Origin of the sequence: Nocardia aurea (genome assembly GCF_003123685.1) — a bacterium.
In the GTDB taxonomy this organism is placed as follows: Bacteria; Actinomycetota; Actinomycetes; order Mycobacteriales; family Mycobacteriaceae; genus Nocardia; species Nocardia aurea.
The window spans coordinates 237,580-254,792 of sequence record NZ_QCYJ01000172.1; the positions used below are offsets into that span (position 1 = coordinate 237,580).

Consider the following 17,213-nt stretch of genomic DNA (forward strand, 5'->3'; position numbering starts at 1 on the left):
CGGTCGCGCCTGATAGCTCGCTGAGATCCCCGGCGCGTCAGCCGCCGGGGCGGACCAGACCGGTTTCGTAGGCGAGGACCACGGCCTGCACCCGATCACGCAGACCCAGTTTCGTCAGGACCCGCCCCACGTGGGTTTTGACGGTCGCCTCCGACAGGTACAGCTGCCGGGCGATCTCGGCGTTGGATCGCCCCGCCGCGATATGTTCGAGCACCTCGCGTTCGCGCGCGGTCAGCACCGCGAGCACGCCGGGATCGCGCATACCGCCGGAATCGTCGGCGATGAGCCGGTCGAGCAGCCGTTTGGTGACCTTCGGCGAGACGACCGCGTCACCGGCGGCGACACTGCGGATGGCCGAGATCAAGTCCTCCGGCGGGGTGTCCTTGAGCAGGAATCCGCTCGCGCCGGCCCGCAACGCACCGAGCGCGTGCTCGTCGAGGTCGAAGGTGGTCATCACCAGTACCTTGCAGCCGTCGCCCGCCTCGATGATGCGTCCGGTAGCGGTGACACCGTCGACCACCGGCATACGCACATCCATCAGCACCACATCCGGCCGCAACTCCTTGGCGCGCGCGACCGCGGCCGCGCCGTTCTCGGCCTCGCCGATCACTTCGAGATCCGGCTGCGCGCCCAGCACCATCTTCAGGCCCATGCGCATGAGTTCCTGGTCGTCGACGACGAGAACGGTGATCGGCACATCTCCAATCTAGGACCTGTGCCCGCGCGCGTGCCCGCGGCGTCGCGAGGGACGCCCCGACCCGGCGGGATCTGTACCATTCACGCCATCACGGCGATCCGGTTCGGTTGCGTGCGCGCCGATTTCGAAATCCGGGCGGTTGCTGAAAGAATTCCGGCGGCGATGCGCGCGCGAGCCGTTCGAGTTCGTTCCTGTCGGTATTGCGCGATATCCTTTTCGGTTCGACCAGACATAAACCCGGGGGGACGAGGTGTCCGACAGGAAATCACTCGCACGGCTGCGCTCCGACGAGCGGACATGGATCGTCCCCGCGCGCTGGTGGCGTCGCACCGAGCCGTGGCGCGGACGCGGACAGTGTCGGGTCACGGTGGATTCGGCGGCCGCGCAACGGGTTCGCGAACTGCTCTACGACTCGGTGGACGCACTGCGCGCCGTGCTCGCCCACCCCGCTTCGGATCCCGTCATCGCGGCCCGCGGACTCGCGGTACTGGAATCGGGCGTCGGCGAACCGGTCGGTTCCGGTGTGATCAGCGCGCTGCTGCTGCGGATGCTGCCGCCACCCGATCGCGGTGACGTCGCCGACCTGCTGGTGGAGTGGTACGGCCTCGAATTCGCGGCCGAGGCGCTCGTCCACGTGAGCCGGGTCCGGCTGGTCCGCCCCGACAGCGCGGGAGACGCGAGCGCGGACGACGGCGTCGGCGCGCGTCTGACCGGTACGGCCGTCCGGATGAACACGGACGCGGCCGCCACCGCGACCCGGCCGATGGCACGGCGGCTGCGCGCCTTCCTCGCCGTCGCGCCCGAGGAATCGTATTCGCGCGCCATCGCGGCGCTCACCGCCGTGCGCGGTGACGCTTACGCGCGTCGATTGCTGGCCTATCTGGCGCCGAGCGAAGCCGAGTGGGTCGACGAGGCCGTCGCGGAACTGGGAGACGGCGGCGATCGGCACTGGACGGTGGCCGCCCTGTTCAGCGCGGCCGCCACCCCCGCGCAGGCCGAACGCGTCGCCGCGGTCGCCGGTCACACCGTGCTCGCCCGGGACCCGCACGTGCTCTACAGCGTGGCCGCCCATCTCGGGCCCGCCGCCGCCGCGTCGATCGCCGCCTGCGTCACGCAGGCCAACGACGACATGTACCACCGGGCGGTCCAGATCCTGGCCGACTTCCCCACCGACGAGGCCTTCGACCTGCTGATCGACCTGCTGCCCGACCGTCGCGCGCACACCGCGCTGCGCGGCGCGGTCACGGCGTTTCCCGAACGGGCGCGCCGACTGCTCGCGATCGCGGCCCGCCGCGGCGACGACAGCGGCGTCGCGTGCGCGGCGCTGTTGGGCGAGCAGCTCGGCGCGCCGGTCGACGGACCGCTCGACTTCCGGCCGTGGCTGGATCTCACCACGCTGCCCGCGCTGGCGCCCGCGGACGCGATGCGGCTGTGCACCCTGCTCGCCGGACCCGAACACGATTACGTGGACGCGCTGATCGCCGAACTCGATCCCGCCGATCGCGCCGCGTTCGGTATCGCGCTGTTCGAGCGGTGGCGCGCCGCGGGCTATCCGCCCTCCGACGACTGGGTGCTGACGGGACTGGCGCGAACCGGTGACGACACCACCGCGCGCACCCTCGCGGAACTGCTCGTCACCTGGGACGGACCGGCCGGGCACAGCAGGGCCGTCACCGCCATCCGGGTATTGACGGCGATCGGCACCGAGGCCGCGCTCACCCAGCTGATCCGCCTCACGCTGATCCTGCCGCCCGACGAATTGCACGCGGAGGCCAGACGCGGGGTGTCCACGGTCGCCGATCGGATCGGCCTGAGCGCCGATCAACTGGCCGACCGCCAGGTCCCCACCTGCGGCCTGGAATCCGACGGAACCCTGGTGCTCGCTGACGGTACCCGCATCTCGCTCGTCGGATTCGTCGCGCAGCCCGAACCCGGTGTCGGCTCACTGTTGCGCGAGACCCTCGCCCGGCCGACGGCCGAACGTTTCACCGACCTCGAAAGGGCGGTCGAAGCGGTCGCCGCCCAGCAGGCGCGGCGACTCGAGGCCGCGATGGTACGCGGACGCACCTGGCATGCCGCCGAACATCGTACGGCGTTCCTCGAGCACCCGCTGTTACGTCATCTCGCGCGGCAACTGGTCTGGGTGGTCCTCGACGACGACGCGCGCCCGACGAACTCCTTCCGTCTCGCGGCCGACGGCACGCTGCGCGACCACGCCGACCGGCCGTTGCGACTGCGGGCCGAGAAGGTCGCCATCGCGCATCCGCTGCATCTGGGCGAACAGCTTCCGTACTGGGCGGCCAGATTCGCCGACGACCGGATCCGGCAGCCGTTCCCGCAACTCGACCGGACCGTGCACCGGCTCTCGACCGAGGAAGCGGCGGCCACCTCGCTGGCGCGTTTCGCGGATCGGATGGTGGCGACCAGCGCGCTGCTGCGACTGGAGGATTCCGGCTGGCGACGCAGCGCACCGGCCGACGGCGGAGTCCAGGATTACCTGTTCCGCCCGGTCGGCGCGGACCTCCAGGTGCTCATCGTGCTCGACGACGGTATCGATGCCGGTGATCCCCTGTCGATCCCGGAGCAGGGAATCGCCTCGGTCGAACTCGCGGCCGGGCCGCCCCGTCACTGGTGGCACCGGTGCGGCGACACCAGATTCGAGGTCCTGGACCCGATCACCGCCAGTGAGATCCTGCGCGACCTGGAGATTCTCGTCGTCTGACCGCCCGGACCGGTCTCAGTCGGACGGGCCGGGTTCGAGCGGGATGGTGGCGCGCACCAGCCAGGCACCGTCCGGCATCCGGCCGGTCTCCAGCGTCCCGCCGAGGACGGCGATCCGCTCGCGCATACCGACCAGGCCCATGCCGCTGCCCTCGATCGGACTCCCGGGCGGACCGTGCACCGGTACCCCGCCGCTGTCGGTGACCTCGACGAGGACGTCGGCGTCGCGGCGTCGCACGCGGACCCAGGCCTTGGGATGCGGTCCGGCGTGCCGCAGGGTGTTGGTCAGCGATTCCTGGACGATGCGGTGCACGCCGAGGCTGACTTCCGGAGCGATCCCGTCGAGTCCGCCCGTGAGTTCGGTGTCGACGGCCAGTCCGGTGCCGCGCATCATCTCCACCAGTTCGGCCAGTCCCGCGGTGCCGTGTTGGGGCAGGCTGTCGGGCGCGTGATCGGTGCGCAACAGCGCGACGGTGCGGCGCAATTCACGCAATGCCTCGCGCCCGGTGGCCGCGACGGTGGCCATCGCCTGTTCGGCGACGTCGGGATCGCGGCGCAGCGCGTAGCGGGCGCCGTCGGATTGCACGATCATGACGCTCACCGCGTGCGCGACCACATCGTGCAGTTCCCTGGCGATCCTGGTGCGTTCCATGGCCACCGCTTCGTGCGTGCGCCGTTCCCGGTCGTAGTCGGCGACGGCGAGCCGGGCCGCGACCTCCGAATCGTAGGCGTGGCGCGCGCCGTTGAATTCGGCCAGCGTCCAGCACAGCGCGTAGAACAGCGAGATGAACGCGACCGTGGACGGCACCGGCTGATCCAGCAGCAGTACCGAGACGGTGCTCTCGACCGCGAGGCCGACCAGCAGCAGCAACCCCTCGCGCCTGCCCACGTACGCGACGAGGGTGTAGAGCATGATGCCGAGCGCGAGCAGCGCCGGATGACTGGCGTGATCGTCGAGCAGATAGTTCACCGCCGAGGTGCTCAGCGCGAGCAGCAGCATGAGTGCCGACATGGCCCGTGGATAGGCGCGACGGAACGCCACCGGAATCGGCAGCAATCCGCCGATCACCAGGTAGACGACCTTCTCCCGGCTTTCACCGAGTCCGGTCAGATCCAGCAGCAGCAGTCCGAACGCGAGGATGGAATCCGCAACGAGCGGCTTGCCGCGAAGCCACAGACTGAACCGACGCACGAACCTCAGCCTAGGGCGGTGACGCGGCGGCGGACCCCGATCGCGCGGCGTGCCGATACCCCGGCGGACGCCACCCGCGTCGAATCATGGGACGTCTGGTTGGCTGACGGGGTGGATTTCGCGGACTGGACGGCCCTGCTCGTCGCCGCGACCGCCGCGGGCTGGGTCGACGCGGTGGTCGGCGGCGGCGGGTTGATCGTGCTGCCGACGCTGTTCCTGGTGGCGCCCGGTATCGCGCCGCAGACGGCACTCGGCACCAACAAGATGGCGGCGGTCGCCGGCACGTCGGCCTCCGCGATCACCTTCGCCCGCAAGGTGCCCGTGCGGTGGCGGATCCTGGTGCCCGCCGCCGTGATCGCCGCGGTGGCAGCCGGGGTCGGGGCGGCGGCGGTGTCACTGATCGACCGCGAACTGTTCATCCCGATCGTGATGGTCGTGCTGGTCGGGGTCGCGATCTTCGTCACGCTGCGCCCGTCGATCGGCATCACCATGGCGACGCACCCGCCGACGCGGCGCAAGGTGATCCTCGTCGTCGGACTGGCCGCCGGACTGATCGGTTTCTACGACGGACTGATCGGTCCCGGCACCGGCACCTTCCTGATCATCACCTTCGCGACCGTGCTCGGCACCGAATTCGTCCGGGCGGCCGCGATGGCGAAGGTGATCAACTGCGGATCCAATGTGGGCGCGCTGATCTACTTCGGCGCCACCGGACATATCCTCTTCGCGCTCGGCGCGGCCATGGCGGTGGGCAATGTCGCGGGGGCCGTGGCCGGTTCGCGGATGGCCCTGCGCAAGGGCGCCGAATTCGTCCGCGTGGTGCTGCTGGTCGTGGTGATCGGGATGGTGATCAGACTGGGCTGGCAGCAATTCGCCTGATCGGACGACCTCAGCCGACGGTTTCGACGCGGGTCGGGTGCGGCGCGGACAGCCACGGTTGCAGGACCCGCGAGGTGGTCTCGTGGATCCGGCGATGCAGTCGCTCGCCGTCCTCCTGGCTCGAATGCGGTTGCTGGAAAAGGACCGTCAGCGCTCCGGAGACCGCCCCGACCACCGCGCCCACCAGTGCCGCGGCCCCGACTTCGTCGAATTCCTCGGGGAACGCGGCGTGCAACTGCCTGCCGATCTCGCGCTGGGCGAGCAGTTGGGCGTGTGCGGCCCGACCGCTCACCGCGGGCACGGTGCGCGAGACCCGCGCGCGCACCGCGGCGATCCTGGCGTTGAGGTCGTCGATCAGATGGTCACCGGGGTTGTCCCCCGCCGCACGTAGCGCGCGCAGCAGCACCTCGACCGGACGTTCGCCCGGCCTGCGCCCGCCGATCGCGGCGACGGCGGCGCGTACCCGCTCGTCCGGTTCGGGGAACAGCAGTTCTTCCTTGCTGGCAAAGTAATTGAAGAACGTGCGGGTGCCGACATCGGCCGTGGCGGCGATATCGGCCACGGTCGTCTCCTCGTAGCCTCTGTTCTCGAACAGCTCGACAGCGGCCTCGAGCAGAGCACGGCGGGTACGTTCCCGTTTACGGTCGCGCAGGGCAGATGGCGGCACGCGGGCACAGTACGACATCGACTGCCGTCCTTGCGGTAACCAGGGGGTTTCGAGCGCGCCGTTGGTCGTGCGGCGCTGGGCAATTCGTCCGGTTGGACCGGGTTGTGCGCCGGGACACCCGGTCACGGGTGGACCCGGTAGCGTAGCCGGGGTGAGCATCGCGAATTCCGAGGATTCGTCGGGAACTGCGGCCATCGACGCCGAATTCCTCGCGCTACCACTGGCCGCGCTGACCGACGCCGCGCTCGGCGCGGCGAGATCCGCGGGCGCCGAATACGCCGACCTGCGTGTGCACCGACTGGTGACCCAATCGATTCGGCTGCGCGACGGTGATGTCGAGGCGATCACGAACGCGACCGATCTCGGATTCGCCGTCCGCGTGATCGTCGACGGCACCTGGGGTTTCGCGTCGCATCCGGCACTGACCCCGCAGACCGCCGCCGAGGTGGCGCGGCGCGCGGTCACGGTCGCCACGACGTTGCGCGCGCTCAACAGGGAACGCGTCGAACTCGCCGACGAACCGGTCTACCGTGACGCGCGCTGGTCCTCGGCCTACGACATCGATCCGTTCTCGGTGCCGACGACGGAGAAGGTCGCACTGCTCCAGGACTATTCGGAACGTCTGTCCGGCGCCGACGGCGTCGACCACGTGACCGCGTTGGTACTCCAGGTCAAGGAGCAGACCTACTACGCCGACACCGCGGGCTCCTCGATCACCCAGCAGCGGATTCGCCTGCATCCCGCCCTGGAAGCGGTCACCGTCGATTCGTCGGCGGGCGTTTTCGAGAGTATGCGGACACTCGCGGCGCCCGCGGGCCGGGGCTGGGAGTACGTCACCGGAGCCGACGGGGTCTGGGATTGGGACGACGAACTCGCCCAGATCCCGGCCTGGCTCGCCGAGAAGGTGAAAGCACCCGGTGTGGCGCCGGGGCCGACCGACCTGGTGATCGACCCGACCAATCTGTGGCTCACCATCCACGAATCCATCGGGCACGCCACCGAGTACGACCGCGCGATCGGCTACGAATCCGCGTACGCGGGCACCTCCTTCGCCACCCCGGACAAACTCGGGACCCTGCGGTACGGCACGCCGATCATGCACGTCACCGGTGACCGTACCGAACGACACGGACTGGCCAGCGTCGGTTACGACGACGAGGGCGTGGCCGGACAGCGCTGGGATCTGGTCCGTGACGGAACCCTGGTCGGCTACCAACTCGACCGGGTCTTCGCCCCGCGTCTGGGCCTCGAACGTTCCAACGGCTGCTCCTACGCCGATTCCCCGCATCACGTGCCGATCCAGCGCATGGCCAATGTCTCGTTGCAACCCGACCCCGAGGCGGACACCAGCACCGAGGAACTGATCTCGCGGGTCGAGGACGGCATCTACATCGTCGGCGACCGGTCGTGGTCGATCGATATGCAGCGCTACAACTTCCAGTTCACCGGACAGCGCTTCTTCCGTATCCGTGACGGCAAACTCGGCGGGCAGTTGCGCGATGTCGCCTATCAGGCGACGACCACCGATTTCTGGGGGTCGATGGAAGCGGTCGGCGGTCCGTCCACCTGGCAGCTCGGCGGTGCGTTCAACTGCGGAAAGGCTCAGCCCGGTCAGGCGGCCCCGGTCAGCCACGGCTGCCCGTCGATCCTGGTGCGCGGCATCAATATTCTCAACACGCGGACGGAGGCAGGGCAGTGACGGAGTTGCCGCACGCGGGCGAGGTGGTCGAGCGGGTACTGGCGCTCTCGAAGGCCGACGAGGTGATGGTCATCGTCTCCGACGCGTCCGAGGCGACGTTGCGCTGGGCCGGTAATTCGATGACGACCAACGGTTCGACGACCGCGCGGGACTGGGCGGTCGTCTCCGTCTTCCGCGAGGGACCGCAGACCGCACGCGTCGGCAGTATCAGCTCCACCAGCGTCGATCCGGACGAGATCGAGGCGGTGGTGCGGGCCAGCGAGGCGGCGGCCGGTAGCGCCGAACCCGCGAAAGACGCCATGCCGCTGCTGGAACCGCGAGCCGACGCCGAGGACTGGTCCGCGCCGCCCGCACGCACCGGCATCGAGGTGTTCACCGAACTCGCGCGCGATCTCGCGGTCGGATTCGACGGTACGGACCGTCTCTACGGGTACGCCGAACACCGGGTCGTCACCACCTGGCTCGGCACGTCGACCGGGGTCCGTCGCCGTTTCACCCAGCCGACGGGGTCGGTGGAGATCAACGGGAAGCGCGGCGAGGGCGCGGATCTGGCCAGCGCCTGGGTCGGGGTCGGGACCACCGACTTCACCGATGTCGATATCGCCGGGATGCTCGCCGACCTGTCACGCAGGCTGGATTGGGCGGGCACCAGGATCGATCTGCCCGCCGGGCGCTACGAGACGCTGATGCCGCCGTCCACCGTCGCGGACATGATGATCTATATGTCCTGGTCGATGGAGGGCCGAGGCGCGCACGAAGGACATTCGGCGTTCGCGCGCGCGGGCGGCACCCGGGTCGGCGAGCGACTCAGCGAGATTCCGCTGACGCTGTACTCCGATCCGGAGGCGAGCGGACTCGAGTACCAGCCGTTCGTCGCGACCCGCGCGTCGTCGGAGGCGATGTCGGTCTTCGACAACGGGTTGTCCGCGCGACGGGTCGACTGGCTGCGCGACGGCGTGATCGAATCGCTGATCTATCCGCGCGCCACCGCCGCCGAATACGACGCTCCCGCGACCGTCCCCGGCGACAACCTGCTGCTGACCGGCGGCTCCGAGGCCACCCTGGACGAGATGATCGCGCGCACCGAACGCGGTCTGCTGCTGACCACGCTCTGGTACATCCGCGTCGTCGATCCGGCGACCCTGTTGCTCACCGGGCTCACCCGTGACGGGGTCTACCTGATCGAGAACGGCGAGGTGGTCGGCGCGGTCAACAACTTCCGCTTCAACGAGAGCCCGCTGGATCTGCTGCGGCGCGCGACCGAGGCGGGCGCGACCGAGACGACGCTGCCGCGCGAGTGGAAGGACTGGTTCACCCGAACCGCCATGCCGCCGTTGCGCATTCCCGACTTCCACATGTCGTCGGTGAGTCAGGCGACCTGAGCCGACGGCGTGCCCCGCTGCTAGTGCGGGCGGCTGACCTCGTAGGTGCCGTCGAGATCGGTGACGGTGATCGTCACGCTCTTCTTGATCCCGTCCACCTTGGCCGTGCAGTCGAACACCGTGCCCACCTCCACCGGCTGACCGGCGGGGCATTTCACCTCGCGGACGTCTTCCTGGCCGTAGGACTCGCCCAGCACCTGTACCACGCCGCGCTGGACGACCAGCGGATCCAGATTCTCCGGCGCGCTCGCGACGCTGGTGCGCGCCGCGATCGTCGAGGGCACCGCCGCGGCGGGCGGTATCACCGGCACACTGGCCTGGGGCGACGACGCCGCCGGTTTCGGCGCGGTGTCGGGCATCGATGACTCCCGGATGCCGACCACGATCAGACCGCTGATCACCCCCGCGATCGCGATGACGAAAGCGGCGACGACGCCGGCGATGATCACCGGCACCCAGCCGTTCGCGGTGGACCGGGGTGCCTGCCCCGACGCCGAGTGATCGGCGATCGGGTAAGGGCGAGAGGTATTCGGCTGTCGCGTCGGTACCGTCATCACGTTCCCTCCCCCCGGGGCAGGGCCGAAAAATGAGGTCTGCCAGTGAACTACCCCGGTGCGCGCGCAAGGATAACCGAGTCGGTGGGTCCTTCGCCCCGCACTCCCCCGAATCGCCCTACCGGACTTGCGGATTGCGTATCACCGTATGGTTACGGCGCAGGTGGGGGCGTCGTCGTGATCTCGATCCCGATGGTCCCGGATTTCCCGCGACGCAGATTGCTTCCGATGATGGTCAGCGGACCGAGGATGAAGTACTTGCGCATCAGCAGTTTGCGCACCCGCGCGGTGCCCTCGGCGTCCAGGATCCGGCCGGTGCCTTCGACCACCTCGCCGCGTGGCTTGCCGCGTACGTCGCAGGGCTGCACGGTGACCGCGGGATTCTTGCGCAGCCGTTTCACCTTCCAACTGTCGGTGACGGTCCAGATGAACAGTTTGTCGCCGTCGGCCACCGCCCACAGGGGCGTCCCGACGGGGGTGCCGTCCTTCCGGAACGTCGTCAGGAGAACGTAGTCCGCGGCGCCGAGGGCCCCCAGGGTATTGGTCATGACCGCAGCCTAATCATCGGGAACGGGGTCCGCTCGGTCCTGCATGTCGTATTCGCCCGCCTCCAGCCTGGCGAGAATGCCACCGGTCCAGGTCGAGAGATTGCCGAAGACACCGCTCCACAATTCGAGAAGATCGGTGGCGTGCGGCGCTTCGTAGCGGCCGGGGAAATCGGGAATCATCGCGAGCAGTTCCGCGCGCACCGTGTCGCTGTTGCGGCGCTGCTCGCGCAATTTCTCGATGACGTGCGCGCGGGGCAGTGCGTCCATGAAGGCGATGGCCGCGCCCAACTCCTCCATATCGATGCTCACCAACGCCGCGTCCATCAGCGCGCGGAATTCCGTTTCCCCGGCCTCGGTGAGCGTGAACAGGGTTCGTCCCGGCCCCTTCTCGCTGCTCTCGGTATCGGAGGCGCTCAACTTTCCTTCCGCGCCGAGCTGTTTCAGGGCGTGATAGATCGAGCCCGGCTTCACATTGGTCCACGTGTCCGCGCGCCACGACAGCAGTTCGGCGCGCACGGCGTACCCGTGGGCGCGCCCCTGCCTGCGGATCACCCCGAGCACGAGCAGTCGCACCGAGGACATGTCGACCATCCTTTCCTTCGCCGTCGACCGCACATGCTACTCGAGCTTGACTTCCCCGAAACGCGCCTTAGGCTGGAGTAGTCAAATTTGACTAGCTTCGATAACGTGGAGGAACATCCCGATGGGCGACACCCCGGTTCCCGTGCTCTGGACCGCAGCACCGGCCGCGACCCTGGATTTCTACCGAACACTCGGCTACACCGTGACCCACGAGCAGACCCGCCCCTACGTCTATCTCGCCTTCGAACGCAACGACTGCCCGATCCACTTCACCGGGGCGCCGGAGACAGCGGAATCGATCATCGAACATGTCGGCTGCCTGGTGATGGTCGACAACGTGGCCGATGTGCACCGCGAATTCAGCACCGCCCTGCGGGCCCACTTCGGGAAGATTCCCGTCAAAGGGCGTCCGCGCATCACCCGATTCCGTCCCGGCCAGAGTCGATTCAGCCTCGTCGACCCCGACGGCAACACCCTCGTATTCATCCAGCGCGACGAACCCGAGGATGTCGAATACGGGGGTTCGACCGAACTGGAGGATCTCGCGCGCGTGCTCGACAATGCCCGCATCCTGCGCGATTTCAAGAACGACGACAAAGCCGCAACGCGGGTGCTCGAGGTCGGCCTTGGCCGGTTCGCCACGGTCGCGACCCCGCTCGAACGCGCCCGCGCCATGGCGATGCTCGCCGAATTGGCGGTGGCCATGGACGAACCGCGGCGCGCCGAGAAATTTCGCGCCGATATCCGCGCGCTGGAATTGTCCGCCGAGGACCGCGCCGCCGTCACCGAAGAACTGCGCGCGGGCACCGATCTGGAGCACTGGCTCGACGGTGACGGCTAACCCGCGACGGTGAGCACTCGCGGACCGTCGGCGGTGATCGCGACCGTATGTTCGGAATGGGCGGTGCGGGAACCGTCGGCGGACCGGATGGTCCAGCCGTCGGGGTCGGTGTAGATCCGGTCGGTGGTGCGCGCGAACCAGGGTTCGATGGCGATGGTCAGGCCGGGCCGCAGCGTGTAGCCGCGGCCCGGCCTGCCCGCGTTGGGGATGTGCGGATCCTCGTGCATGGTCCGCCCGAGACCGTGGCCGCCGAATTCGGTGTTCACCGGGTAGCCGTGGGAGCGGGCGACCCCGGCGATGGCGGCGGAGATGTCACCGATCCGATTACCGGGCTGGGCGGCCTCGATGGCGGCGGCCAGCGCCTCCTCGGTCGCGCGGACCAGTCGCAGATCTTCCGAATCGGCGGTGCCGACGATGACCGTGGTCGCGGAATCGGCCACCCACCCGTCGATGCCGACGGCGAGATCGATACTGAGCACATCACCGTCGCGCAACCGGTAGTCGAACGGAAGTCCGTGCAGCACGGCGTCGTTCACCGAGAGGCAGACCGTGTTGCGGAACGGTCCGCGCCCGAACGAGGGCGCGTAGTCCCAGTAACAGGATTGCGCACCGGCCTCCCGGATACGTTCGCGCACATGCGCTTCCAGCTCGAGCAGGTTCACCCCGACCCGCGCGAGCGCCCGCACCTCGGCCAGCACCCCCGCGACGAACCGCCCGGTCACCCCCATGCGATCGATTTCCGCGGGCGACTTCAACTCCACCATCACAACCTCCACTCGGTATTTTAATACCAGCGTAGCGGCTTGCGGTATTTTAATACCACTCGTACCCTGGTCGCATGGTCCGACTCCCGCTCACCCCCGCCCAGATCGAGGCAGGACGCCGCCTCGGCGGACGGTTGCGCGCGGCCCGCGCCGACCGCGAACTCTCCGAGGTCGCCGCCGAGGCGGGAATCTCCCCCGAAACCCTGCGCAAGATCGAAACCGGCCGACTCCCCTCCCCCGCCTTCGGCACCGTCGTCGCCCTGAGCCAGGCCCTCGACCTCCCCCTCCAGGAACTCGCCGACACCTGGCGTTCAGCCGGCCTCGCCGAATCCGCCTGAGGCAGCGGCGTCCGGTCGCGAACCGATTCGACGCGCGGTGATCGCCCCACCGATCCGCGCGGACACCTCGCCGTGTTTTCGGTACCGCGCGCCGACCTGCTAACTTCGAAGCAACGGCGTTGATCCGGCTATCACCGGGAAGCCTTCGGAAGAACAGGGACTCCGTGGAGTCTCCCAGTAGAACCGGACGTCCGTCGCACGTCACAGCGACCAATGAGCGGCACGCGGAGTTTCGTGTGCAAGCGGGGTGGTACCGCGGGCTCCCGATCCTCGTCGATCGGGTGTTTCGTCCCCGCACGGGCGAGTTCACCTACCTGTGCGAGCACGGAACAAACGGGAGCAGTCGGAATATGGTCCATGACGATCGACCCACGTCACCCTTCGTCGCCCTCGCGGCGCGCATCGACCTCCCCGCGACCGAGTCGGCGATTATCGAATGGTGGCGCGAGCGCGACATCTTCGCCCGCAGTCTCGAGCGCACCGCGACGGGGCCGAGGTGGGGGTTCTACGAAGGGCCGCCCACCGCCAACGGCTCGCCGGGTGTCCATCACGTCGAGGCTCGCGTGTTCAAGGACGTCTTCCCCCGCTTCAAGACCATGAAGGGGTATTCGGTTGCGCGGCAGGCGGGTTGGGACTGCCACGGCCTGCCGGTCGAGCTCGCGGTGGAGAAGGAACTCGGACTGGAGGGCAAACCCGCGATCGAGGAATTCGGGGTGGCCGAATTCAACGCCCGCTGCCGCGAATCCGTCATGCGCCACGTCGGGGAGTTCGAGCGGCTCACCGAGCGCATGGGGTACTGGATCGACCTCGACCATCCGTACACGACTATGTCGCCGGAATACATCGACAGCGTGTGGTGGTCGCTCGCGCGAATCTTCGACCGCGGTCTGCTGACCGAGGATTTCCGGGTGGCGCCCTATTGCCCGCGCTGCGGCACGACGCTGTCGGATCACGAACTCGCCCAGGGCTACGAGACGGTCATCGACGCGTCGGTGTACGTCCGGCTGCCCATGGCCGAACCGGTCGCGGGGATCGACGACGTCGATCTGCTGATCTGGACCACCACACCCTGGACCCTGCCCGCCAATACCGCGGTCGCGGTCAATCCCACGGTGACCTATGTCGTCGCGCGCACCGAGGCCGGGACATTCCTGGTCGCCGAACCGCTGGTCGAGACGGTGCTCGGCGCGGAATCCGAACGCGCGGCGACCGTGCTCGGCGCCGACCTCGCCGGCTTGCGATATCGACGGGCCTTCGACCTGGTCGACATCCCGGACGCGCACCGGATCGTCACGGCCGACTACGTCACCACCGCCGACGGCACCGGCCTGGTCCATCAGGCTCCGGCGTTCGGCGCCGACGACCTCGCGGTCTGCCAGGCCAACGGACTGCCCCTGGTCAATCCGATCGAATCCGACGGCCGTTTCACCCCCGACCTCCCGCTGATCGGCGGCATGTTCTTCCACGACGCCGACCCGGTGTTGATCGAGGAACTCGACCGACGCGGACTGCTGTTCCGCCGCACCGATTTCGAGCACAGCTACCCACACTGCTGGCGATGCCACACGCGGCTGATGTACTACGCGCAGCCGTCCTGGTACATCCGCACCACGGCGGTCCGCGAGCGACTGCACCGGGAGAACGAGCGGACGAACTGGTTCCCCGAGACCATCAAACACGGCCGTTTCGGCAATTGGCTCGACAACAATATCGATTGGGCGGTATCGCGCAGCCGGTACTGGGGCACACCACTTCCGTTGTGGCGCTGCGAGAACAACCACGTCACCACCGTCGGTTCACGCGCCGAACTCGGCAGGCTCGCCGGCGACGACGCCGTGGCCGATATCGATCCGCACCGGCCCTATATCGACGCCGTCACCTTCGACTGCCCCGACTGCGCCACCACCGCGACACGGGTGCCGGAAGTCGTCGACGCCTGGTACGACTCGGGTTCGATGCCGTTCGCCGCGCTGGGCTATCCGCACGTGGAGGGCAGCGTCGAGGCCTTCGAACGCGACTACCCGGCGCAGTACATCTGCGAGGCCATCGACCAGACCCGCGGCTGGTTCTACACCTTGATGGCGGTCGGCACCCTGGTCTTCGATCGTTCGTCCTACGAGAACGTGGTCTGCCTCGGTCATATCCTCGCCGAGGACGGCCGCAAGATGAGCAAACATCTCGGCAATGTCCTCGCGCCGATCCCGCTCATGGACACCCACGGCGCCGACGCGCTGCGCTGGTTCATGGCGTGTTCGGGGTCGCCGTGGTCGGCCCGCCGGGTGGGTCCCGGTCCGCTGGACGAGATCTCGCGACGCCTGCTGATGACCTACTGGAACACCGCGTCGTTCTTCGCGCTGTACGCGAGCAACGCCGAATGGAATCCGTCCGCGGCGCATCCGCCCGCGCGGCGACCCGTGCTCGACCGCTGGATCATCGGCGAATCGCACACGCTGACCGACGCGGTGGACACGCGTCTGGAGAACTACGACACGACCGGTGCGGGCAGACTGCTCGCGGAATTCGTGGACGCGCTGTCGAATTGGTACGTGCGACGGTCGCGCCATCGATTCTGGGACGGCGACCAGGACGCGCTGTCGACCCTGTTCGAATGCCTCGATGTGCTCACCCGCCTGCTCGCGCCGTTCATCCCGTTCCTCACCGAACAGGTGTGGCAGGACGTGCTGCGCCGGGGCGGGGCCGGTGCCGAATCGGTACATCTGTCGGAGTGGCCGGTGCCCGACCCGACACTGATCGATCGCGCGCTGTCCGAGGAGGTCGCGACGGCACAGGCGTTGGCCGAGGCCGGTCGTGCCGCCCGCAAGGCGAGCAAGGTCCGGGTGCGTCAGCCGCTGGCGCGGGCGTTCGTCGGATTGCCGCCCGGTGTCACGCTGGCGCAGGATCTGCTCGACGAGGTGGCCGACGAATTGAACGTCAAACGACTGGAGACGCTGCGATCGGCGGCGGCCGTCATCGATATCGGCGTCAAGGCGAACTTCCGGGCGCTCGGAAAGCGTTTCGGTAAGAAGACGCAGGCCGTCGCCGATGTGCTGCACGCCGCCGACGCCGCGCGTGTGGTCGATCAATTACGCGAGTCCGGGGCGGCGACGATCGAATTCGACGGCGCCACCGTCACTCTCGGGCCGGACGAGGTCATCGTCTCGGAACTGCCGCGCACCGGCTGGGTGGTCGTAACCCAGCGCGGCGCGACCATCGCCCTCGATATCGAGATCACCGCCGAACTCGCGGCCGAGGGTGTCGCCCGCGATGTCGTTCGGGTGATCCAGAATGCCCGCCGTGACGCGGGATTGGCGATCACGGACCGGATCGAGCTCACCGTCGCCGGATCCGACGACATCCTGGCGACGGTGAAATCGCACGAGACCTTCATCGCCGCCGAAACTCTCGCCACCTCGACGACACTGGTGAACGCGGTGACCGACGGTTTCACCGGAACCGTCGGCGACGCGGCCGAGATCAGCGTTCGTGTCGTGCAGACGCCCAGCGAATTCACGCGTCCTTGAAGGGATTCAGTCTGCCACCGAGGTAGTAGCCGACGCGGGTCGGAATCGGGCGCATCGCCGCGGCCACGACCTTGTTGACGGTGCCGGGCACGCAGACCGGTTTGCCGTTCATCACGGCCTGCCAGCCTTCGCGCACCACGTCGTCGGGCTGCTGCCACAGCAGGCCGGGCAGGTTGTTCGCCTCGTCGCGGGTACCCATCACATCGTGGAACTCGCTGTGGGTGAAGCCGGGACACAGGGCGGTGACGTGGATGCCGTGTGGTTTCAGCTCCATGTCCAGGGACTGCGAGATGTTGAGAACGTAGCTCTTGACGCCCGTGTAGAGCAGGCTCGCGCCGGGTGGGGAGAACGCGGCCAGCGACGAGAGATTGACGATCCGGCCCCACCCGCGCTGCTTCATGCCGGGAACGACCCGGTGTGACAGCTCGGTCACCGCGGTCACCATCAGCTGGATCTCGGCGGCGAGCGTGTCCCACGGCGTCTCGGCGAAAGCGGTCTTCCCCGACAGTCCGGCGTTGTTGACGAGGATGTCGATGTCGATGCCCTCGGCCGCGGCGTGGTCGGTGATGGCGGCGGGCGCGGCGGGGTCGCTCAGGTCGGCCGCGAAAACCGCGCAGCGCACGTCGTATTCGGCGCGCAGTTGCGCGGCGAGGGCTTCCAGCCGTTCCGCGCGACGGGCGACGAGCAGCAGGTCGTAGCCCTGACTCGCGAGGTGACGGGCGAAACTCGCGCCGATTCCGGCGGAGGCCCCGGTGACGAGGGCGGTTCTGGTGGGCATTCGATTCCTCGGCTCGACGGGCGAAACCCGACGATCGCGCGGGTACACGG

The 17,213-nt window shown here is 68.5% G+C and carries 15 protein-coding genes; 7 read left to right on the plus strand and 8 right to left on the minus strand.

The genetic code is table 11. The features are described from left to right. Positions 1-37: 37 nt before the first annotated feature. The gene (locus DAT37_RS42280) at positions 38-697 is read right to left on the minus strand and encodes a response regulator (RefSeq protein WP_109530573.1); all 660 of its coding nucleotides are present in this window, start codon (positions 695-697) and stop codon (positions 38-40) included. Between the two features lie 250 nt (positions 698-947). Here DAT37_RS42280 and DAT37_RS42285 point away from each other — a divergent pair, with 250 nt between their 5' ends. After that, positions 948-3,419 carry a DUF4132 domain-containing protein gene (locus DAT37_RS42285; protein WP_109530574.1) on the plus strand — a complete coding sequence of 824 codons (2,472 nt, stop codon included), beginning with the start codon at positions 948-950 and terminating at the stop codon, positions 3,417-3,419. Between the two features lie 15 nt (positions 3,420-3,434). Here DAT37_RS42285 and DAT37_RS42290 read toward each other — a convergent pair whose 3' ends face one another. Then, positions 3,435-4,610, minus strand: coding sequence for a sensor histidine kinase (locus DAT37_RS42290; RefSeq protein WP_109530575.1), 1,176 nt, complete (start codon positions 4,608-4,610; stop codon positions 3,435-3,437). Between the two features lie 111 nt (positions 4,611-4,721). Here DAT37_RS42290 and DAT37_RS42295 point away from each other — a divergent pair, with 111 nt between their 5' ends. Continuing rightward, positions 4,722-5,489, plus strand: a complete 768-nt coding sequence (locus DAT37_RS42295; protein ID WP_109530648.1) for a sulfite exporter TauE/SafE family protein — start codon at positions 4,722-4,724, stop codon at positions 5,487-5,489. A 10-nt stretch (positions 5,490-5,499) separates the two neighbouring features. On the opposite strand, the gene DAT37_RS42300 is transcribed toward DAT37_RS42295, so the two are convergent. Then, positions 5,500-6,156, minus strand: a complete 657-nt coding sequence (locus DAT37_RS42300; protein ID WP_232840329.1) for a TetR/AcrR family transcriptional regulator — start codon at positions 6,154-6,156, stop codon at positions 5,500-5,502. Between the two features lie 151 nt (positions 6,157-6,307). Here DAT37_RS42300 and DAT37_RS42305 point away from each other — a divergent pair, with 151 nt between their 5' ends. Both DAT37_RS42305 and DAT37_RS42310 read left to right on the plus strand, forming a co-directional pair. Beyond that, positions 6,308-7,855 carry a TldD/PmbA family protein gene (locus DAT37_RS42305; RefSeq protein WP_232840330.1) on the plus strand — a complete coding sequence of 516 codons (1,548 nt, stop codon included), beginning with the start codon at positions 6,308-6,310 and terminating at the stop codon, positions 7,853-7,855. Between the two features lie 65 nt (positions 7,856-7,920). Then, on the plus strand, positions 7,921-9,237 hold the full coding sequence (locus DAT37_RS42310; protein ID WP_198654722.1) for a metallopeptidase TldD-related protein: 1,317 nt from the start codon (positions 7,921-7,923) through the stop codon (positions 9,235-9,237). A gap of 20 nt (positions 9,238-9,257) precedes the next feature. On the opposite strand, the gene DAT37_RS42315 is transcribed toward DAT37_RS42310, so the two are convergent. From DAT37_RS42315 to DAT37_RS42325, 3 genes are all read right to left on the minus strand, one after another. After that, on the minus strand, positions 9,258-9,791 hold the full coding sequence (locus tag DAT37_RS42315; RefSeq protein WP_109530577.1) for a DUF4333 domain-containing protein: 534 nt from the start codon (positions 9,789-9,791) through the stop codon (positions 9,258-9,260). 152 nt (positions 9,792-9,943) lie between these two features. Continuing rightward, complete coding sequence (locus tag DAT37_RS42320; protein WP_109530578.1) at positions 9,944-10,339, minus strand: PPOX class F420-dependent oxidoreductase; 396 nt, start codon at positions 10,337-10,339, stop codon at positions 9,944-9,946. Positions 10,340-10,348: 9 nt separating this feature from the next. After that, complete coding sequence (locus DAT37_RS42325) at positions 10,349-10,921, minus strand: PadR family transcriptional regulator (RefSeq protein WP_109530651.1); 573 nt, start codon at positions 10,919-10,921, stop codon at positions 10,349-10,351. 121 nt (positions 10,922-11,042) lie between these two features. Between DAT37_RS42325 and DAT37_RS42330 the strand changes: the two genes are divergently transcribed. Continuing rightward, positions 11,043-11,762, plus strand: coding sequence for a VOC family protein (locus tag DAT37_RS42330; protein WP_109530579.1), 720 nt, complete (start codon positions 11,043-11,045; stop codon positions 11,760-11,762). Here DAT37_RS42330 and map read toward each other — a convergent pair. Next, positions 11,759-12,526 carry a type I methionyl aminopeptidase gene (gene map / locus DAT37_RS42335; RefSeq protein ID WP_109530580.1) on the minus strand — a complete coding sequence of 256 codons (768 nt, stop codon included), beginning with the start codon at positions 12,524-12,526 and terminating at the stop codon, positions 11,759-11,761. The genes DAT37_RS42330 and map overlap by 4 nt on opposite strands. 74 nt (positions 12,527-12,600) lie before the next feature. On the opposite strand from map, the gene DAT37_RS42340 reads away from it, so the two are divergent. Together DAT37_RS42340 and ileS are read left to right on the plus strand one after the other, a co-directional pair. Continuing rightward, on the plus strand, positions 12,601-12,864 hold the full coding sequence (locus DAT37_RS42340) for a helix-turn-helix transcriptional regulator (RefSeq protein WP_109530581.1): 264 nt from the start codon (positions 12,601-12,603) through the stop codon (positions 12,862-12,864). A 350-nt stretch (positions 12,865-13,214) separates the two neighbouring features. Then, the gene (gene ileS, locus DAT37_RS42345; protein WP_109530582.1) at positions 13,215-16,385 is read left to right on the plus strand and encodes an isoleucine--tRNA ligase; all 3,171 of its coding nucleotides are present in this window, start codon (positions 13,215-13,217) and stop codon (positions 16,383-16,385) included. Here ileS and DAT37_RS42350 read toward each other — a convergent pair. After that, on the minus strand, positions 16,372-17,163 hold the full coding sequence (locus DAT37_RS42350) for an SDR family NAD(P)-dependent oxidoreductase (RefSeq protein ID WP_109530583.1): 792 nt from the start codon (positions 17,161-17,163) through the stop codon (positions 16,372-16,374). The genes ileS and DAT37_RS42350 overlap by 14 nt on opposite strands. Positions 17,164-17,213 lie beyond the last annotated feature (50 nt).

What these genes read in the sequence shown, in the direction of transcription:
- DAT37_RS42350 (WP_109530583.1), bottom strand. Translation starts at nt 17,163, where the DNA reads ATGCCCACCAGAACCGCCCTCGTCACCGGGGCCTCCGCCGGAATCGGC.
- DAT37_RS42325 (WP_109530651.1), bottom strand. Translation starts at nt 10,921, where the DNA reads ATGTCCTCGGTGCGACTGCTCGTGCTCGGGGTGATCCGCAGGCAGGGG.
- DAT37_RS42315 (WP_109530577.1), bottom strand. Translation starts at nt 9,791, where the DNA reads ATGACGGTACCGACGCGACAGCCGAATACCTCTCGCCCTTACCCGATC.
- DAT37_RS42310 (WP_198654722.1), top strand. Translation starts at nt 7,921, where the DNA reads ATGGTCATCGTCTCCGACGCGTCCGAGGCGACGTTGCGCTGGGCCGGT.
- DAT37_RS42320 (WP_109530578.1), bottom strand. Translation starts at nt 10,339, where the DNA reads ATGACCAATACCCTGGGGGCCCTCGGCGCCGCGGACTACGTTCTCCTG.
- DAT37_RS42330 (WP_109530579.1), top strand. Translation starts at nt 11,043, where the DNA reads ATGGGCGACACCCCGGTTCCCGTGCTCTGGACCGCAGCACCGGCCGCG.
- ileS (WP_109530582.1), top strand. Translation starts at nt 13,215, where the DNA reads ATGGTCCATGACGATCGACCCACGTCACCCTTCGTCGCCCTCGCGGCG.
- map (WP_109530580.1), bottom strand. Translation starts at nt 12,526, where the DNA reads ATGGTGGAGTTGAAGTCGCCCGCGGAAATCGATCGCATGGGGGTGACC.
- DAT37_RS42340 (WP_109530581.1), top strand. Translation starts at nt 12,601, where the DNA reads ATGGTCCGACTCCCGCTCACCCCCGCCCAGATCGAGGCAGGACGCCGC.